Source organism: Mixta intestinalis (genome assembly GCF_009914055.1).
Lineage (GTDB): Bacteria > Pseudomonadota > Gammaproteobacteria > Enterobacterales > Enterobacteriaceae > Mixta > Mixta intestinalis.
The window spans coordinates 3473749-3490904 of the sequence record NZ_CP028271.1 but is presented as its reverse complement, the minus strand read 5'-3'; the positions used below and the strand labels follow the sequence as shown (position 1 = coordinate 3490904).

The 17156-nt window shown below is 55.5% G+C and carries 15 protein-coding genes; 13 read left to right on the top strand and 2 right to left on the bottom strand.

Annotated features, from left to right (window positions below):
• Together gppA and rhlB are read right to left on the bottom strand one after the other, a co-directional pair.
• Positions 1-1485, bottom strand: coding sequence for a guanosine-5'-triphosphate,3'-diphosphate diphosphatase (gppA, locus tag C7M51_RS16135; RefSeq protein WP_160622655.1), 1485 nt, complete (start codon positions 1483-1485; stop codon positions 1-3).
• Between the two features lie 7 nt (positions 1486-1492).
• Positions 1493-2785: an ATP-dependent RNA helicase RhlB gene (gene rhlB / locus C7M51_RS16130; protein WP_160622654.1), complete on the bottom strand. Its 1293-nt coding sequence runs from the start codon at positions 2783-2785 to the stop codon at positions 1493-1495.
• A gap of 117 nt (positions 2786-2902) precedes the next feature.
• Here rhlB and trxA point away from each other — a divergent pair, with 117 nt between their 5' ends.
• The 13 genes from trxA to wzyE all read left to right on the top strand — a co-directional run bounded on the left by trxA (position 2903) and on the right by wzyE (position 17154).
• On the top strand, positions 2903-3235 hold the full coding sequence (gene trxA / locus C7M51_RS16125; RefSeq protein WP_141177667.1) for a thioredoxin TrxA: 333 nt from the start codon (positions 2903-2905) through the stop codon (positions 3233-3235).
• 333 nt (positions 3236-3568) lie between these two features.
• Positions 3569-4828, top strand: coding sequence for a transcription termination factor Rho (gene rho, locus C7M51_RS16120; RefSeq protein WP_141177666.1), 1260 nt, complete (start codon positions 3569-3571; stop codon positions 4826-4828).
• Positions 4829-5116: 288 nt separating this feature from the next.
• Positions 5117-6199 (top strand): UDP-N-acetylglucosamine--undecaprenyl-phosphate N-acetylglucosaminephosphotransferase, encoded by a 1083-nt coding sequence (gene wecA, locus C7M51_RS16115; protein ID WP_160622653.1) that lies wholly within the window; start codon positions 5117-5119, stop codon positions 6197-6199.
• Positions 6200-6227: 28 nt separating this feature from the next.
• A complete protein-coding gene (wzzE, locus tag C7M51_RS16110; protein WP_160622652.1) occupies positions 6228-7256 on the top strand; it encodes an ECA polysaccharide chain length modulation protein in 1029 nt (342 codons plus the stop codon).
• A gap of 57 nt (positions 7257-7313) precedes the next feature.
• Positions 7314-8444, top strand: coding sequence for a non-hydrolyzing UDP-N-acetylglucosamine 2-epimerase (gene wecB / locus C7M51_RS16105; RefSeq protein WP_160622651.1), 1131 nt, complete (start codon positions 7314-7316; stop codon positions 8442-8444).
• Positions 8441-9703, top strand: coding sequence for a UDP-N-acetyl-D-mannosamine dehydrogenase (wecC, locus tag C7M51_RS16100; protein ID WP_160622650.1), 1263 nt, complete (start codon positions 8441-8443; stop codon positions 9701-9703). The genes wecB and wecC overlap by 4 nt, the downstream gene beginning before the upstream one ends.
• Positions 9700-10776: a dTDP-glucose 4,6-dehydratase gene (gene rfbB / locus C7M51_RS16095; RefSeq protein ID WP_160622649.1), complete on the top strand. Its 1077-nt coding sequence runs from the start codon at positions 9700-9702 to the stop codon at positions 10774-10776. Before wecC ends, rfbB begins: the two co-directional genes overlap by 4 nt.
• Before the next feature lie 11 nt (positions 10777-10787).
• On the top strand, positions 10788-11669 hold the full coding sequence (gene rfbA, locus C7M51_RS16090; protein ID WP_160622648.1) for a glucose-1-phosphate thymidylyltransferase RfbA: 882 nt from the start codon (positions 10788-10790) through the stop codon (positions 11667-11669).
• Positions 11647-12339, top strand: a complete 693-nt coding sequence (gene rffC / locus C7M51_RS16085; RefSeq protein ID WP_160622647.1) for a dTDP-4-amino-4,6-dideoxy-D-galactose acyltransferase — start codon at positions 11647-11649, stop codon at positions 12337-12339. Before rfbA ends, rffC begins: the two co-directional genes overlap by 23 nt.
• A gap of 4 nt (positions 12340-12343) precedes the next feature.
• Positions 12344-13474, top strand: a complete 1131-nt coding sequence (rffA, locus tag C7M51_RS16080; RefSeq protein ID WP_160622646.1) for a dTDP-4-amino-4,6-dideoxygalactose transaminase — start codon at positions 12344-12346, stop codon at positions 13472-13474.
• Position 13475: 1 nt separating this feature from the next.
• Entirely contained in the window at positions 13476-14726 is a 1251-nt protein-coding gene (wzxE, locus tag C7M51_RS16075) for a lipid III flippase WzxE (RefSeq protein ID WP_160622645.1), read from the top strand.
• Positions 14723-15796 carry a TDP-N-acetylfucosamine:lipid II N-acetylfucosaminyltransferase gene (gene wecF / locus C7M51_RS16070; protein ID WP_160622644.1) on the top strand — a complete coding sequence of 358 codons (1074 nt, stop codon included), beginning with the start codon at positions 14723-14725 and terminating at the stop codon, positions 15794-15796. The genes wzxE and wecF overlap by 4 nt, the downstream gene beginning before the upstream one ends.
• On the top strand, positions 15793-17154 hold the full coding sequence (gene wzyE / locus C7M51_RS16065; RefSeq protein WP_160622643.1) for an ECA oligosaccharide polymerase: 1362 nt from the start codon (positions 15793-15795) through the stop codon (positions 17152-17154). Before wecF ends, wzyE begins: the two co-directional genes overlap by 4 nt.
• Positions 17155-17156: the final 2 nt, after the last annotated feature.

Sequence of the window (17156 nt, the reverse complement as noted above, 5' to 3'; positions counted from 1 at the left end):
TCAGACAATCGCCAGCGGCCAGTGTACGTAGGACTGCCAGCGGCTCTCCTGCTCCAGCATTTCTGCGCGCAGCGGATGCGCTTTCAGCCAGCCCGGAGGCAAAGTTACCTGCAACGTTTCATCATCGCTCTGTAGGCGCACTGCGGGCAGCGTATCGTCACGGCGACGGCTGGCGAAAATTACCGCCAGACGCAGCAGCCGGCACATGCGTTCAGCCGTGCGTGACGGCACCGCATTCTGCTGATTAAGCTGCGCCAGATCGATACTGTTGCTCTGGTTTTGCAGCAGCGTGGCAAGCAGCTTTTTCTGCGCGGGCGTAAAACCAGGGAGATCGAGGTGACGCACCAGATAGGCCGCATGCTGTGATGCGAGACGAAAATCGACGCTCAGGCCAATTTCATGGATCAGACAGGCGCTTTCCAGCAGATCGCGACAGTAGTTATCCAGCTTCCAGTGTGGGCTGACCTGACGCGCAAAGCTTGCCGCCAGCTGACGTACCCGTTCCGCCTGTTCTACATCGATGGAGAAACGACGCTGAATATTATGTAGCGTGCGGCTGCGAATATCGCGATCGACCGGATAATGCAGCATGCCGTAGAGCAGGCCTTCACGCAGGGCACCGCCCGCCAGCGTCATGCTTTCAATATTCAGTTCGGTAAAAATCGCTATCAGAATAGCGAGCCCGCTGGGGAAAACCAGCGCCCGCTCCAGCGTCAGGCCTTCAATTTCCAGCTCTTCCAGCTTGCCGCACTGAATGGCGCGCTGCTTCAGCTGTTGCAGTTTGCTGAGCGTAATTCGCTCATCCATGCCCTGCGCCACCATAATTTCCTGTAGCGCCTGCACGGTGCCGGACGCGCCGACGCAAATCTGCCAGCCCTGCGTACGCAGGCGTTCAGCCACGGGCTGAATAATCGCACGCGCCGCCTGTTCTGCCCGGTCAAAATTTTCTTTGGCGAGATTGCGATCGCCGAAATAGCGTTCCAGCCAGGTCACGCAGCCCATGCTCAGGCTAAACAGCGCGGTTGCCTGAGCGCCATCGCCGGTTACCAGCTCGGTGCTACCACCGCCAATATCTACCACCAGACGCTTATCGGAACCGCCGGTAGTATGCGCCACGCCCTGATAAATCAGGCGTGCTTCCTCTTCGCCGGTAATGACATTGACCGCACAGCCCAGTATCGCCTCAGCCTGGGTAAGAAAGCGCTGGGCATTGGTAGCCAGACGCAGCGTCGCCGTGGCAACCACGCGTATTTGCGCGGCGGGAATATCCTGTAGCTGCTCGGCGAAGAGCTGTAAACATTGCCAGCCGCGCGCCATCGCCTCCTCGGACAGCTCGCCGGCGCTGTTAAGCCCGGCGGCGAGGCGTACTTTACGCTTGATGCGCGCGACGGTCTGAATATTTCCCGCCACTTCGCGCACCACTAACATATGAAAGCTGTTAGACCCAAGATCGACCGCAGCATAAAGTGACGATGCGCTGAGCATGATGTCGTTAACCTGAACGTTTACGGTTAGTATTACGCGGCGCGCCGCTGCGACGGTTGTTACCTGCGGAACGGCGTGGGCCGTTGCTGGGGCGATTACGCGTCAACCGTTTCGGCGGCGGCAGATCGTTCATCAGCGCTTCGCTGTTGTATTTACTTACCGGAATGCCGTGGCCGATATACTCTTCAATCGCTGGCAGATTCAGCGCGTACTCTTCACAGGCAAGGCTGATAGAGAAGCCGCTGGCACCGGCGCGACCGGTACGACCGATACGGTGAACATAGTCTTCGCAGTCGTCAGGCAGATCGTAGTTAAAGACGTGCGTCACCGCCGGAATATGCAGCCCGCGCGCCGCTACGTCGGTAGCGACCAGGATATCGATATTACCCTGGGTGAAATCTTCCAGAATGCGCAGACGTTTTTTCTGCGCCACATCGCCAGTTAACAGCCCAACGCGATGTCCATCGGCGGCCAGATGGCCCCAGATATCTTCGCAGCGATGTTTGGTATTAGCGAAAATAATTGCGCGATCCGGCCACTCTTCTTCAATTAGCGTTTGCAGCAGGCGCATCTTTTCTTCGTTAGAAGGATAGAACAGCTCTTCTTTAATGCGGTGACCGGTTTTTTGCTCCGGTTCAACCTCAACATATTCGGCATTATTCATATGCTCGAACGCCAGCTCGCGTACGCGGTAGGAGAGCGTGGCGGAGAACAGCATGTTCAGGCGCTGGTTGGTGGCAGGCATACGGCGGAACAGCCAACGAATATCTTTGATAAAACCGAGATCGAACATGCGATCGGCTTCATCCAGTACCACAACCTGAATCGCGCCAAGGTTGATATGATTCTGTTTGGCGTAGTCGATCAGACGTCCGGTAGTGCCGATCAGGATATCCACACCGCTTTCCAGCACTTTCAGCTGTTTGTCATAACCGTCGCCGCCATAAGCCAGACCCAGTTTCAGTCCGGTCGCCTGTGCCAGTGGCTCGGCGTCGGCATGAATCTGTACGGCCAGTTCGCGGGTTGGGGCCATAATCAGCGCGCGCGGTTGGTTAACCTGACGGCCTTCTGCGGCGGGATGGGAAAGCAAATAATGAAACGTTGACGTCAGAAACGCCATCGTTTTGCCTGTTCCGGTTTGCGCCTGACCCGCAACATCGCGCCCGACCAGCGTGAGCGGCAATGCTAACGCCTGAATAGGCGTACAATTATGGAAGCCTTTCTTTTCAAGGGCTTCGATAACTTGTGGGTGCAGGGCGAAGTCGGAAAACTTCTTTTCGGTTAAGTGTGTTTTGCTCATAGTGTGGTAGAATATCAGCTTACTATTGCTTTACGAAAGCGTATCCGGTGAAATAAAGTCAACCTACGTTGGCAGATTTTACGCCAACCAGCCAGGCATAATCTTGTGGAGTAAGACATGAGCAGCGATAAAATCGTTCATCTGACCGACAAAAGCTTCGAAACCGACGTGCTGCAAGCCGAAGGTTTAACGCTGGTGGACTTCTGGGCGGAATGGTGTGGTCCATGCAAAATGATTGCCCCGATCCTTGATGAAGTAGCAGAAGAGTATGACGGTAAGCTGACCATTGCTAAACTGAATATCGATGAGAACCCGGAAACGGCGCCGAAATACGGTATTCGTGGCATCCCGACGCTGCTGCTGTTTAAAAATGGTGAAGTGGCGGCGACCAAAGTGGGTGCGCTGTCCAAAGGCCAGCTCAAAGAGTTCCTGAACGCGAACCTGGGCTGATTTCACTGCCGGCGTTGGCGGTCAGTAATTTTTGCCAGACCGCTAGACGCCCGGCATGAAGCATGCTAAGTTAATCCTACTGCATTACGAACTTACCTGTAGTTTGTTTCCCTTGTTGAACGCTGGCTTTTTTTACGCGGTGCATCAACAATCTGACGGTAGCATCATTTTCCGGTATCTGTTTTCAACCGTCTCCTCGTTTTCAGATCGGCATTCACGCATAAGATCATCGAGCAGACATGAAAATGGAGCCATTAACGGGCATGGACCTTCTTGCCATACCATTCACGACAACCTTTTCGAGATATACCCCGAGTTTAAGAACCCACCATTATGAATCTTACCGAACTAAAAAATACGCCGGTTTCAGAGCTAATTACTCTCGGCGAGAACATGGGGCTGGAAAACCTGGCGCGCATGCGCAAACAGGACATCATTTTCGCTATCCTCAAACAACACGCCAAGAGCGGTGAGGATATCTTCGGAGATGGTGTGCTGGAGATATTGCAGGACGGATTTGGTTTCCTCCGCTCCGCAGACAGCTCCTACCTTGCCGGTCCCGACGACATCTACGTTTCTCCCAGCCAAATCCGCCGCTTCAACCTTCGCACTGGTGACACCATTTCAGGCAAAATCCGTCCGCCGAAAGAGGGTGAGCGTTACTTTGCGCTGCTGAAGGTAAATGAAGTTAACTATGACAAACCGGAAAATGCGCGCAGCAAGATTCTGTTTGAAAACCTGACGCCGCTGCATGCTAACTCTCGCCTGCGTATGGAACGTGGTAACGGTTCAACCGAAGACCTGACCGCACGCGTGCTGGATTTGGCCTCTCCGATCGGTCGTGGCCAGCGTGGTCTGATTGTGGCACCGCCGAAAGCGGGTAAAACCATGCTGTTGCAAAACATCGCGCAGAGCATTGCCTACAATCATCCTGACTGCGTACTGATGGTGCTGCTGATTGACGAACGTCCGGAAGAAGTTACCGAAATGCAGCGTCTGGTTAAAGGTGAAGTGGTTGCGTCCACCTTTGATGAACCCGCTTCCCGTCACGTTCAGGTTGCCGAAATGGTTATCGAAAAGGCGAAGCGTCTGGTTGAGCATAAAAAAGACGTTATCATCCTGCTCGACTCCATCACCCGTCTGGCGCGTGCTTATAACACCGTGGTTCCGGCATCCGGTAAAGTACTCACCGGTGGTGTGGATGCGAACGCCCTGCATCGTCCGAAACGCTTCTTCGGTGCGGCACGTAACGTGGAAGAGGGCGGCAGTCTGACCATCATCGCGACGGCGCTGATCGATACCGGCTCGAAAATGGATGAAGTGATTTACGAAGAGTTTAAAGGTACCGGCAATATGGAACTGCACCTCTCCCGTAAAATTGCGGAAAAACGTGTTTTCCCGGCTATCGACTACAACCGTTCCGGTACACGTAAAGAAGAGCTGCTTACTTCCCAGGAAGAGCTGCAAAAAATGTGGATCCTGCGCAAAATTATTCACCCGATGGGTGAGATTGATGCCATGGAATTCCTCATTAATAAGTTGGCGATGACCAAAACCAACGATGAATTCTTCGATATGATGAAACGTTCATAACCTTTTTGACCGTCAGGCAAACGTCAGTTAAACGCCCATAACGGTGGAAAGAAAACTCGGGTAACGCCACGCTCAGACGTGGCGTTTTTTATTTTGGGACTATAGGATAAAGCGACTGTCGGCGTCATAAGTGGTAAAGCGTACAAATAGCCATCGCTTTTGCTCAAAGAACAAGCGGCCAGGCGGCGGATTTGCATTATTCAGGCGTCAGTCAGGCTGGTGGGCATAATAATTGCTTATAGTTATCCGATGTCTTAGCAGAGAGCTGTCAATGTGAATTTACTCACGATGAGTACTGAGCTTGGTCTGATTTTCCTGTTTTCATTAGCATTTCTGTTTTTTGCACGGAAAGCAGCTAAAAAAGTCGGCCTGGTCGATCGACCTAACTATCGCAAACGCCATCAGGGGTTAATACCGCTGGTTGGTGGGATCTCAGTGTATGCCGGGATCTGCTTCACTTTCATTATTACCAACTATTACCTGCCGCACGGCCTGCTTTACCTGTTTTGTGCGGGGGTGCTGGTACTGGTAGGTGCGCTGGACGATCGCTTTGACATCAGCGTTAAAATCCGCGCCGTTGTACAGGCGGCGATTGCGGTGGTGATGATGGTGGTGGGCAAACTCTACCTGCTGAGTCTCGGTTATATCGTTGGGCCAATAGAGCTGGTGGTGGGGCCGTTTGGTTACGTGCTGACGCTGTTTGCCGTCTGGGCGGCAATAAATGCGTTCAATATGGTTGATGGCATTGACGGTCTGCTGGGCGGGCTGTCCTGCGTCACCTTCGGTGCGATGGGTATCATCCTCTATTTTGACGGTCAGCATAGCCTGTCAATGTGGTGCTTTGCGATGATCGCTGCCACGTTGCCCTATATCCTGTTAAACCTCGGCGTTTTCGGCAAGCGTTACAAAGTCTTTATGGGCGATGCGGGCAGCACGCTGATTGGCTTTACCATTATCTGGATCCTGCTGGAAACCACGCAGGGCGTCACCCACCCTATCACGCCGGTTACCGCGCTGTGGCTGATTGCCATTCCGCTGATGGATATGGTGGCGATTATGTACCGTCGCCTGCGTAAGGGCATGAGCCCTTTCTCTGCCGATCGGCAGCATATTCATCACCTGATCATGCGCGCCGGTTTTTCTTCCCGTCAGGCTTTCGTGCTGATTACCCTGGCTGCCGCACTGCTGGCTGGCGTCGGTGTGCTGGGAGAGTATCTGGCTTTTATTCCTGAATGGATAATGCTGGTACTGTTTTTGCTTGCTTTCATCCTCTATGGCTACTGCATCAAGCGAGCCTGGCGCGTGGCTCGCATGATCAAACGCTTCAAGCGGCGTCTGCGTCGCGCTAATAAAAATAAGCTTGCTGGCTAAACTCCCTTTTGGAAAAGGATAACTGGATATGACCACTGATCGCGTGGATAACGAACTGGACATCAGAGGCCTGTTTTGCACGCTATGGCGCGGTAAGCGCTGGATTATTGGGCTGGCGCTGCTGTGTATGGTGTTGGCCTGGATATTTTCACTGCTGGTTAAGCAGGAGTGGAGCGCGACGGCGATAACCGACCGTCCTACGGTCAATATGATCGGTAGCTATTACTCCCAGCAAGAGTTTTTACGTAACCTGGATATTCGTAGCAGCGGCGGGACACTGACCGCGCCGCAGTCGTCGGTAATGGATGACGCGTATCGGGAATTCATTATGCAGCTCTCTTCATGGGATACGCGCCGTGAATTCTGGCTACAGACGGACTACTACAAACATCGTAAAAGCGGCAATGTGCGCAATGACGCCGCGCTGCTGGATGAGATGGTCAGCAACATTCAGTTTTCCCCCGCCGATAACGCTAAAAACGCCAGCGACAGCGTCAGGCTGGTAGCGGAAACCGCCACGGATGCTAACAACCTGTTGCGACAGTATGTTGCCTTCGCCAGCGAGCGTGCGGCGCGCCATCTTAATCAGGAGCTAAAAGCAGCCTGGGCGGCGCGTACCGTACAGATGAAGGCTCAGGTGAAACGTCAGGAATCGGTTGCTAATGCGGTATATCAGCGACAGCTACATAGCGTGGAGCAGGCACTGAAAATTGCCCAGCAGCAAGGTATCGACCAGACCAAAACCAGCACGCCATCGGAACAGCTGCCTGATTCTGAGCTTTTCCTGTTGGGCAGGCCGATGTTGCAGGCCCGGCTGGAAAATTTGCAGGCAAATGGGCCTACCTACGATATCAGCTATGACCAAAACCGGGCAATGCTCGATACGCTGAACGTCGGGCCGACGCTGGAGGCGAAATTCCAGACTTACCGTTATCTGCGCACGCCGGAAGAGCCAGTGAAGCGCGACAGCCCGCGCCGTCTATTTTTAATGATCCTGTGGGGCTCCATTGGCGCGCTGACTGGCGCTGGCGTTGCGCTGATTCGCCGTCGTGCCTGAAACGCGCGTTGCAGGTGTCGCTGTGACTGACACGGCTAACGAACGAAGAGAAAAACAGTGAAAGTACTGACCGTTTTTGGTACGAGGCCGGAAGCTATAAAAATGGCGCCTCTGGTTCATGCGTTAGCAAATGATGAGGCCTTTGACGCTCGCCTGTGCGTAACCGCCCAGCATCGTGAAATGCTCGATCAGGTTTTGCGTCTGTTTGCGCTTAAGCCCGATTACGATCTGGATATCATGCGCCCGGAACAGGGGTTAACCGAGATTACCAGCCGTATCCTTGAAGGGCTGAAGCAGGTATTTGCTGAGTTCCGGCCTGACGTGGTGCTGGTGCACGGCGATACCACCACCACGCTGGCTGCCAGCCTGGCGGCTTTTTATCACCGGATTCCGGTAGGGCACGTTGAGGCAGGTCTGCGCACCGGCGATCTCTATTCCCCCTGGCCGGAAGAGGCGAACCGCAAGTTAACCGGCCATCTGGCGACCTGGCACTTTACCCCGACGGAAAACTCCCGGCAAAATCTGCTGCGCGAGAACCTGCCGGACAGCCGGATTTTTGTTACCGGCAATACGGTAATCGATGCGCTGCTCTGGGTACGCGATCGTATTCTGTCCGATCGTCAGCACTATGACGATCTGGCGGCGCGCTATCCGTTCCTCGATGCCTCAAAGAAAATGATACTGGTGACGGGGCATCGCCGTGAAAGCTTTGGCGGCGGGTTTGAGCGTATTTGCAGCGCGCTGGCAAAGCTGGCGCTTCAGCATCCGGAAGTACAGATTGTTTATCCGGTTCACCTGAATCCAAACGTTAGCGAGCCGGTAAACCGCATCCTGAGCGGTATCGACAATATCGTGCTGATCGATCCGCAGGAATATCTGCCGTTTGTCTGGCTGATGCATCGGGCGTGGCTGATCCTTACCGATTCCGGCGGCATTCAGGAAGAAGCGCCTTCGCTCGGCAAGCCGGTACTGGTGATGCGGGAAACTACCGAGCGTCCGGAGGCGGTAGCCGCCGGTACCGTACGGCTGGTGGGAACGGATGAAGAGAAGATTGTCGCAGAGGTTAACCATCTGCTCACTCACGAAGAAGCCTGGCAAACGATGAGCCGCGCGCATAACCCGTATGGCGATGGGCATGCCTGCGCACGTATTTTACAGGCGCTAAAAAATAACAGAGTAACGCTATGAGCTTTAATACTATTTCGGTCATTGGCCTTGGTTATATCGGCCTGCCTACCGCAGCGGCTTTCGCTTCGCGCGGGCAAAACGTTGTTGGCGTGGATATCAACGCCCATGCGGTTGAAACCATTAACCGTGGGGAAATTCATATCGTTGAGCCAGATCTGGATGCGGTAGTGAAAACAGCGGTGCAGGCGGGATTTTTACGCGCCGCGACACAGCCGGTTGAGGCTGATGCTTTCCTGATTGCCGTGCCGACGCCCTTTAAAGGCGATCACCAGCCCGATCTCGCCTATGTTCAGGCGGCGGCGTTGTCGCTGGCACCGGTGTTGAAAAAGGGCGATCTGGTGATTCTGGAATCTACTTCGCCGGTTGGCACCACAGAACAAATGGCGCAGTGGCTGGCGGAGGCGCGTCCCGATTTAACCTTCCCTCACCAGCAGGCGGACTCTCCTGATATTCATATCGCCTACTGCCCGGAACGCGTACTGCCAGGCCAGGTGATGGTGGAGCTGATTAAAAACGATCGCGTCGTAGGCGGCATGACGCCCGCCTGTTCAGCGCGCGCCAGCGAGCTTTATCGCATATTCCTTGAAGGCGAGTGTGTGATTACCAATGCTCGTACGGCGGAGATGTGTAAGCTGACGGAAAACAGCTTCCGCGACGTCAATATCGCTTTCGCCAACGAACTGTCGCTGATTTGCGCCCAGCAGGGCATTAACGTCTGGGAGCTGATTGCGTTGGCAAACCGCCATCCGCGCGTCAATATTCTCCAGCCGGGGCCGGGTGTCGGTGGACACTGCATTGCGGTCGATCCCTGGTTTATCGTGGCGCAGAACCCCGAGCTGGCGCGCCTGATTCGTACCGCGCGCGAGGTGAACGACGCCAAACCGCACTGGGTGCTGAACCAGGTAAAAGCTGCCGTGGCCGATTGCCTGACCAACAGCGGCAAACGTGCCAGCGAGCTGACCATCGCCTGCTTTGGCCTGGCATTTAAGCCCAATATCGACGATCTGCGTGAAAGCCCGGCGATGGAAATAGCGCATCTGATTGCCGACTGGCACAGCGGCGCGACCTGGGTGGTCGAACCTAACGTGAAGCAGATCCCCGCGAAGCTGGCGAATGATGCCTCGCTGGTCAGCCAGCAGCAGGCGCTTGAACAGGCGGATGTGCTGGTGATGCTGGTCGATCACCGCGAGTTCAGGGCAGTCGCGGGCGAACAGGTTGCGCAGCGCTGGATTGTGGATACCAAAGGGGTATGGCGATGAAGCAGTTTCTGGTTACCGGCGGTGCGGGCTTTATTGGCTCTGCTGTGGTGCGCCATCTGATTCAGCAGACGGAACATCGCGTGGTAGTCGTGGATAAGCTGACCTACGCGGGTAACCTCTCTTCGCTGGCGGACGTCGCACAGAGCGAGCGCTTTGCTTTTGAGAAGGTTGATATCTGCGATCGCGCCGCGCTGGACCGCATCATGGCGCAGTATCAGCCGGATTGCATTATGCACCTGGCGGCGGAAAGCCATGTCGATCGCTCTATCGACAGCTCCTGGCCATTTATGGAAACCAATATTATCGGCACCTGGCAGATGCTGGAAGCGGCGCGGCACTACTGGCGCGGCCTCTCTGCCGAACGTCAGGCGGCGTTTATTTTCCATCATATCTCTACCGATGAGGTCTTTGGCGATCTGCACGGCAGCGACGATTTCTTTACCGAAACCACGCCCTATGCGCCGAGCAGCCCTTACTCCGCCAGCAAGGCGAGCAGCGATCATCTGGTGCGCGCCTGGATGCGTACCTACGGCCTGCCGGTTATCGTCACTAACTGCTCTAACAACTATGGCCCGCGCCACTTCCCGGAAAAACTGATTCCGCTGATGATCATCAACGCGCTGGCGGGCAAGCCGCTGCCGGTGTATGGCGACGGCGGGCAGGTGCGCGACTGGCTCTACGTTGAAGATCATGCGCGCGCGCTGGTGACTGTCGTCACTCAGGGAAAAGCCGGGGAGACCTACAACATCGGCGGCCATAATGAGCAGCGTAATATCGATGTGGTAGAGATGCTGTGCGATCTGCTGGATGAACTGGCCCCGGTGAAACCTGCGGGTATCGCACACTTTCGCCAGCTGATTACCTTTGTGGCCGATCGTCCCGGTCACGATCTGCGTTACGCCATCGACGCCGGTAAAATCGAGCGTGAGCTGGGCTGGCGTCCGCAGGAAACCTTCGCCAGCGGGCTACGTAAAACGGTGCTGTGGTATCTGAACAATGAAAGCTGGTGGCGCAGCATTCTTGACGGCAGCTACCAGGGCGAACGGCTTGGACTTTCTCACAGTTCTCACTGAGGCCAATAACGATGAAAGGCATTATCCTGGCGGGCGGATCGGGTACGCGGCTGCATCCGATTACGCGCGGCATATCGAAACAGCTGCTGCCCATCTATGACAAGCCGATGATCTATTATCCCCTGTCGGTGTTAATGCTGGCGGGCATTCGTGAAATATTAATTATTACCACCCCGGACGATATGCCGCATTTTCAGCGGCTGCTGGGTAACGGCAGCGAGTTCGGTATCCATCTGGACTATGCGGTACAGCCCAGCCCGGACGGCCTGGCGCAGGCATTTATTATTGGCGAAACCTTCCTGAACGGTGAGCCAAGCTGCCTGGCGTTGGGCGACAACATCTGGTTTGGGCAGGGCTTCAGTCCCAAGCTGAAAAAAGTCGCGGCGCGGCGGCATGGCGCTACCATCTTCGGCTATCAGGTGATGGACCCGGAGCGCTTTGGCGTGGTGGAATTTGATGATGCGTTCCGCGCGGTATCGCTGGAAGAAAAACCGGCGCAGCCGAAATCGAACTGGGCGATTACCGGCCTCTATTTTTACGACAGCCAGGTGGTTGAGTTTGCCCGTCAGGTGAAACCTTCGGCCCGTGGCGAGCTGGAGATTACCTCGATTAATCAGCGCTACCTGGAGCGCGGTGAACTAAACGTTGAGCTGCTGGGGCGCGGTTTCGCCTGGCTCGATACCGGCACCCATGACAGCCTGATTGAGGCCAGCACCTTTGTTCAGACGGTAGAGAAACGCCAGGGCTTTAAGGTCGCCTGTCTGGAAGAGATCGGCTGGCGTAACGGCTGGCTGGATGATGATGGCCTGCGACGTGCGGCGCAGGCGCTACAAAAAACCGGCTACGGCCAGTATCTGTTGGATATTCTTCATGCGCGTCCACGCCAGTATTAAGCCTCTCGACTGGGAAAATCAGTTTTTCCAGCGCAGCAGCGCGCAGCTGGTGTGGGAAGATGCCGCCACGCTCGATGTGCAGCAGCTCGACGCTTTCGATCTGGTGCAGGCAAAGGTGGATAGCCGCCAGACGGTGCGGCTGGACGCGCTTCAGCAGCTGGGTTTTCGCGTTGTGGAAGGTGAGGCGGATTTGCAGCTGGCGGTGACGGCAGCGGAAAGGCAAACCGGCATTCGCATCGCTCGCCCGGAACATATTGAAGCGCTGCGCAGCGCGGCAGGCGCGGCGTTTTCGCTCAGCCGTTTCCGCACGCCCTGGTATCTGCCGCATGACAGCGCGCGCTTTTATGCGCAATGGATTGAGAACGCGGTGCGGGGCACTTTTGATAACCAGTGCCTGATTGCGCACGATGAGCAGGGCAGGCTACAGGGCTTCGTCTCGCTGCGTGAGATCGGTGCCGATGAAGCGCGTGTTGGTCTGTTGGCAACGCTGCCCGATGCACAGGGACAGGGTGTTGGCACCCGGCTGGTGCTGGCAGCGACAGACTGGTGTCGCGCACGACGTTTGGGCAGGCTGCGCGTTGCAACCCAGCTCAGCAATTTGGCCGCTATGCGGCTTTACCTTCGTTGCGGTGCCGTTATCGACAGCACCGCTTATTGGTTATACAGGTAACGTCATGATTCCATTTAATGCGCCACCGGTGGTGGGAACCGAACTTGAATATATGCAGTCTGCGATGGAAAGCGGCAAGCTGTGTGGTGACGGTGGCTTTACGCGCCGTTGCCAGCAGTGGATGGAACAGCGCTTTGGCAGTAAAAAAGTGTTGCTGACGCCTTCCTGCACCGCTTCGCTGGAAATGGCCGCGCTGCTGATCGATATCCAGCCTGGCGATGAAGTCATCATGCCGAGCTATACCTTTGTCTCTACCGCCAACGCGTTTGTGCTGCGCGGAGCTAAAATCGTATTCGTTGACGTGCGTCCTGATACGATGAATATCGACGAAACGCGCATCGAAGCGGCAATTACTGATAAAACACGGGCGATCGTGCCGGTTCACTATGCGGGCGTGCCCTGTGAAATGGATGTCATTATGGCGCTGGCGAAGAAGCATCAGCTGTATGTTATTGAGGATGCGGCGCAGGGCGTGATGTCGACCTGGAAAGGCCGGGCGTTAGGCAGTATCGGGCATATTGGCTGCTTTAGCTTCCATGAAACTAAAAACTACACCTCGGGTGGTGAAGGCGGCGCAACTTTAATCAACGATGAAGCGCTGGCGGAAAGAGCGGAAATCATCCGTGAAAAAGGCACCAACCGCAGCCAGTTTTTCCGTGGTCAGGTGGATAAGTATACCTGGCGCGATATTGGCTCCAGCTATCTGATGTCTGATTTGCAGGCGGCTTACCTCTGGGCGCAGCTGGAAGCGGCTACGCGCGTTAATCAGCAGCGCCTTCACCTCTGGCAGCGTTACTATGATGCTTTGCAGCCCGTTGCCGCCAGCGGGCGTATTTCGCTGCCCGCACTGCCGCCGCACTGCCAGCACAATGCCCATATGTTCTACATCAAGCTGCGCGATGCAGAAGATCGTGCGGCGCTCATCGAATGGCTGAAAGAGGCGGAAATCCTGGCGGTATTCCACTATATCCCGCTGCACAGCTCGCCAGCCGGAGAGCGTTTTGGTCGTTTTGACGGTGAAGATCGTTATACCACCACTGAAAGCGAACGTCTGCTGCGCCTGCCGCTGTTCTACAACCTGTCGGAGAACAACCAAAGCACCGTAATTAATTCCCTGCTGAGTTTCTTCGCCTGATATGTCACTTGCAAAAGCCTCAGTGTGGACCGCCGCGTCCACGCTGGTAAAAATTGCCGCCGGTTTGCTGGTAGTGAAGCTGCTGGCGGTGAGTTTTGGTCCGGCAGGCGTCGGCCAGGCGGGGAATTTTCGTCAGTTGATTACCGTTCTTGGCGTGCTGGCCGGGGCCGGTATCTTTAACGGCGTCACCAAGTATGTGGCGCAGTATCAACAGCAGCCTCAGCAGCTGATCCGGGTTACCGGCACCGCCTCAGCGATGGTGCTGGGTTTCTCCCTGCTGTTGGCACTGGTATTCCTGCTGGCCGCGGCACCGATTAGTCAGGTGCTGTTTGGTCACGATGGCTATCAGCAAGTTATTCGTATCGTCGCGTTTTTGCAGATGGGCATCGCCTGGGCGAACCTGGCGCTGGCGATAATGAAAGGCTTCCGCGATGCGATGGGCAATGCGCTGTCGCTGATGGCGGGCAGCATTATTGGCGTTATCGGCTATGTGATTTGCTACTGGCTGGGAGGCTATCGCGGTGCGCTGGTAGGGCTGGCGGTGGTGCCTGCGCTGATTGTGATCCCGGCGATGCTGTTGCTGATTAAGCGCGATCACCTGCCGCTGCGCGCGCTGTTGCCGCGTTGGCATGGCGAGCTCGCCCGCCAGCTGGCGAAATTTACCCTGATGGCGCTGATTACGTCCGCTACGCTGCCGATTGCCTGGATGATGATGCGTAACCTGCTGGCGGCGCGTTATAGCTGGCAGGAGGTTGGCCTGTGGCAGGGAGTGACTACAATTTCCGATGCCTGGCTGCAATTTATTACCGCCACCTTTAGCGTCTGGCTGTTGCCGACGCTCTCGCGGCTGGAAACCAAAGCGGATATTTCACGGGAGATCTTTCGTACGCTGCGCTTTGTCTTGCCGCTGGTGGCGGCCGTAGGCTTCTCCGTCTGGCTGCTGCGCGATGTGGCGATCTGGCTGCTGTTTTCCAGCGAATTTCACGGCATGCGCGATCTGTTTATCTGGCAGTTGATTGGCGATGTGCTGAAGGTAGGCGCTTACGTTTTCGGCTATCTGGTGATTGCGAAAGCGTCGCTGCGTTTTTATATTGCCGCCGAGCTTAGCCAGTTTATTTTACTGACCGCTTTTTCGCGCTGGCTGATTCCGCTCTCTGGCGCGACCGGGGCGGCGCAGGCCTATATGGCTACCTATATTGTCTATTTTGCGCTCTGTTTGTGCGCCTTTTTGATTTATCGCCGAAGAGTATGACGACATTGATTCATGTACTGGGCTCAGACGTTCCGCATCACAACCAAACGGTGCTGCGCTTTTTTAATGATGTGATGCGGGACGCGCAGCCTACACGCACGCCGCGTCGGTTTATGGTTGTAAGCCGTGAGGCCGCGTTGCAAAGCCGCTATCCGGCCTTACAAATCGAGGTTTTTGCCGGTAAAAAAGCACTGGCGCAGGCGGTGCTGAAACTGGCCCGCAATCGTCAGACGCGCTTTTTCCTGCATGGTCAGTTCAATGCCTGGCTCTGGCTGGCGCTGTTACACGGCGGGCTGCGTCGCAGCCAGGTTTACTGGCACGTATGGGGGGCCGATCTCTATGAAGAGTCGCGCCGCCTTAAATTCCGCCTGTTTTATCTGCTGCGCCGTCTGGCGCAGGGGAGAGTGGCGCACCTTTTCGCCACGCGCGGCGATATCAGCCATTATCAGCAACGTCACCGCCGCGTACCCGCTTCGCTGCTCTATTTCCCGACGCGTATGCATCATGCTATGCCTGCGCGCCAGCGACAGGATAATGTTTTTACGCTGCTGTTGGGTAATTCTGGTGATGTCAGCAATCGTCATATTCCGGCTCTACAGGCGATACGCCAGCAGTTTGGCGACAGCGTGAGGGTTATCGTGCCGATGGGCTATCCGGAGAATAATCATGATTACATCCGTCAGGTACGCGCCACGGCGCAGTCGCTGTTTAGTGGCGGGCAGGTTGAATTGCTGACCGATAAAATCGCTTTTGACGATTACTTACAGCTTATCGCTGACTGCGATCTCGGCTATTTTGTTTTTGAACGGCAGCAGGGGATTGGCACGCTCTGTTTGCTGATGCAGGCGAATGTTCCTGTGGTACTGAATCGCAAAAATCCGTTCTGGCAGGATATGGTTGAGCAGCAGCTACCGGTGCTGTTTGATACCGATGCGTTGAGTCAGGAAATTGTTGCGCAGGCGCGTCAGCAGCTGGTTGGGATTGATAAAAGCCGCATTGCCTTTTTCGATCCCGCTTTTATTACCGGCTGGTGCCAGGCGCTGACCCTTGCAGAAGGAGAAAAGGTATGAGCCTGGCAGAATTTGGCGGCCTGCTGCTGGTGTGGGCGATGTCGCTGGCCTTTATCCTGACGCTGACGTGGCGCGAGTTCCGCCGGGTGCGCTTTAACTTTAACGTCTTTTTCTCGCTGTTATTTTTGCTGACCTTTTACTTTGGTTTTCCGCTTACCTGCCTGTTGGTATTCCGCTTTGATGTTGCTGTGGTGCCGCCTGCGTATTTGCTACAGGCGTTGCTGGCAGCGGGAAGCTTCTACGCGATTTATTACGTTAGCTACAAAACGCGCCTGCGGGCGCGACGACTGGGCCAGGAGCGCAGCCTGTTTAGCGTAAACCGCGTAGAGGCGCATCTGATTTGGGGAATCCTGGCGTTGCTGGCGTTGGCGACAGTCGCCATCTTCTTTATGCGCAACGGCTTTCTGCTGTTTCGTCTCCATGCCTACAGCGAAATTTTTTCCAGTGAAGTCTCCGGCGTGGCGTTGAAGCGTTTCTTTTATTTCTTCATCCCGGCGATGCTGGTGGTTTATTTCCTCCAGCCTGGGCGTAAGGCGTGGCTGTTCTTTCTTGCCAGTACCGTTGCCTTTGGCCTGCTGACCTATGCCATCGTCGGCGGGACCCGCGCCAATATTATTATCGCCTTCTCGCTGTTCCTGTTTATCGGCATTATTCGCGGCTGGATCACGCTGTGGATGCTGGCTGCCGCAGGTATGTTTGGTATTGTCGGCATGTTCTGGCTGGCGCTGCGGCGCTATAACCTTGATGTAAGCGGCGAGCAGGCGCTATACACCTTTCTTTATCTGACACGCGATACCTTCTCGCCGTGGGAAAATCTGGCGCTGCTGCTACAGAACTATGACAACATCCATTTCCAGGGGTTGGCACCGATTGTGCGTGACTTTTATGTCTTTATCCCTGGCTGGCTGTGGCCGGAACGTCCGTCAATGGTGCTGAACAGCGCCAACTACTTTACCTGGGAAGTGCTGAACAACCACTCTGGCCTGGCGATATCACCCACCTTGCTGGGATCGCTGGTCGTGATGGGCGGCGCGCTCTTTATCCCGGTGGGCGCGATAGCGGTAGGGCTGATTATCAAATGGTTTGACTGGCTATATGAGCGAGGCAAAGCGCACCCGAACCGCTACAAATCGGCCATTATGCAGAGCTTCTGTTTCGGTGCGGTGTTTAATATCATCGTGCTGGCGCGTGAAGGACTGGATGCCTTTGTCAGCCGTGTGGTGTTCTTTTGCCTGATTTTTGCCGCTTGCGTCATTGTCGCTAAGCTAATTTTCTGGCTGCTGGATAGCGCCGGTTTAATCCGCCCGCGTCAACGCGGTGCGCTGGTCTCTGAGACGCTGTCAGCGTCGCCGGAGTAATG

Coding starts and splice junctions, on each gene's coding strand:
- rffC (WP_160622647.1), top strand. CDS start 11,647: ATGCGCGTCCACGCCAGTATTAAGCCTCTCGACTGGGAAAATCAGTTT.
- wecA (WP_160622653.1), top strand. CDS start 5,117: ATGAGTACTGAGCTTGGTCTGATTTTCCTGTTTTCATTAGCATTTCTG.
- rho (WP_141177666.1), top strand. CDS start 3,569: ATGAATCTTACCGAACTAAAAAATACGCCGGTTTCAGAGCTAATTACT.
- wzzE (WP_160622652.1), top strand. CDS start 6,228: ATGACCACTGATCGCGTGGATAACGAACTGGACATCAGAGGCCTGTTT.
- rffA (WP_160622646.1), top strand. CDS start 12,344: ATGATTCCATTTAATGCGCCACCGGTGGTGGGAACCGAACTTGAATAT.
- wecF (WP_160622644.1), top strand. CDS start 14,723: ATGACGACATTGATTCATGTACTGGGCTCAGACGTTCCGCATCACAAC.
- wzyE (WP_160622643.1), top strand. CDS start 15,793: ATGAGCCTGGCAGAATTTGGCGGCCTGCTGCTGGTGTGGGCGATGTCG.
- rfbB (WP_160622649.1), top strand. CDS start 9,700: ATGAAGCAGTTTCTGGTTACCGGCGGTGCGGGCTTTATTGGCTCTGCT.
- trxA (WP_141177667.1), top strand. CDS start 2,903: ATGAGCAGCGATAAAATCGTTCATCTGACCGACAAAAGCTTCGAAACC.
- rhlB (WP_160622654.1), bottom strand. CDS start 2,785: ATGAGCAAAACACACTTAACCGAAAAGAAGTTTTCCGACTTCGCCCTG.
- wecC (WP_160622650.1), top strand. CDS start 8,441: ATGAGCTTTAATACTATTTCGGTCATTGGCCTTGGTTATATCGGCCTG.
- rfbA (WP_160622648.1), top strand. CDS start 10,788: ATGAAAGGCATTATCCTGGCGGGCGGATCGGGTACGCGGCTGCATCCG.
- wzxE (WP_160622645.1), top strand. CDS start 13,476: ATGTCACTTGCAAAAGCCTCAGTGTGGACCGCCGCGTCCACGCTGGTA.
- gppA (WP_160622655.1), bottom strand. CDS start 1,485: ATGCTCAGCGCATCGTCACTTTATGCTGCGGTCGATCTTGGGTCTAAC.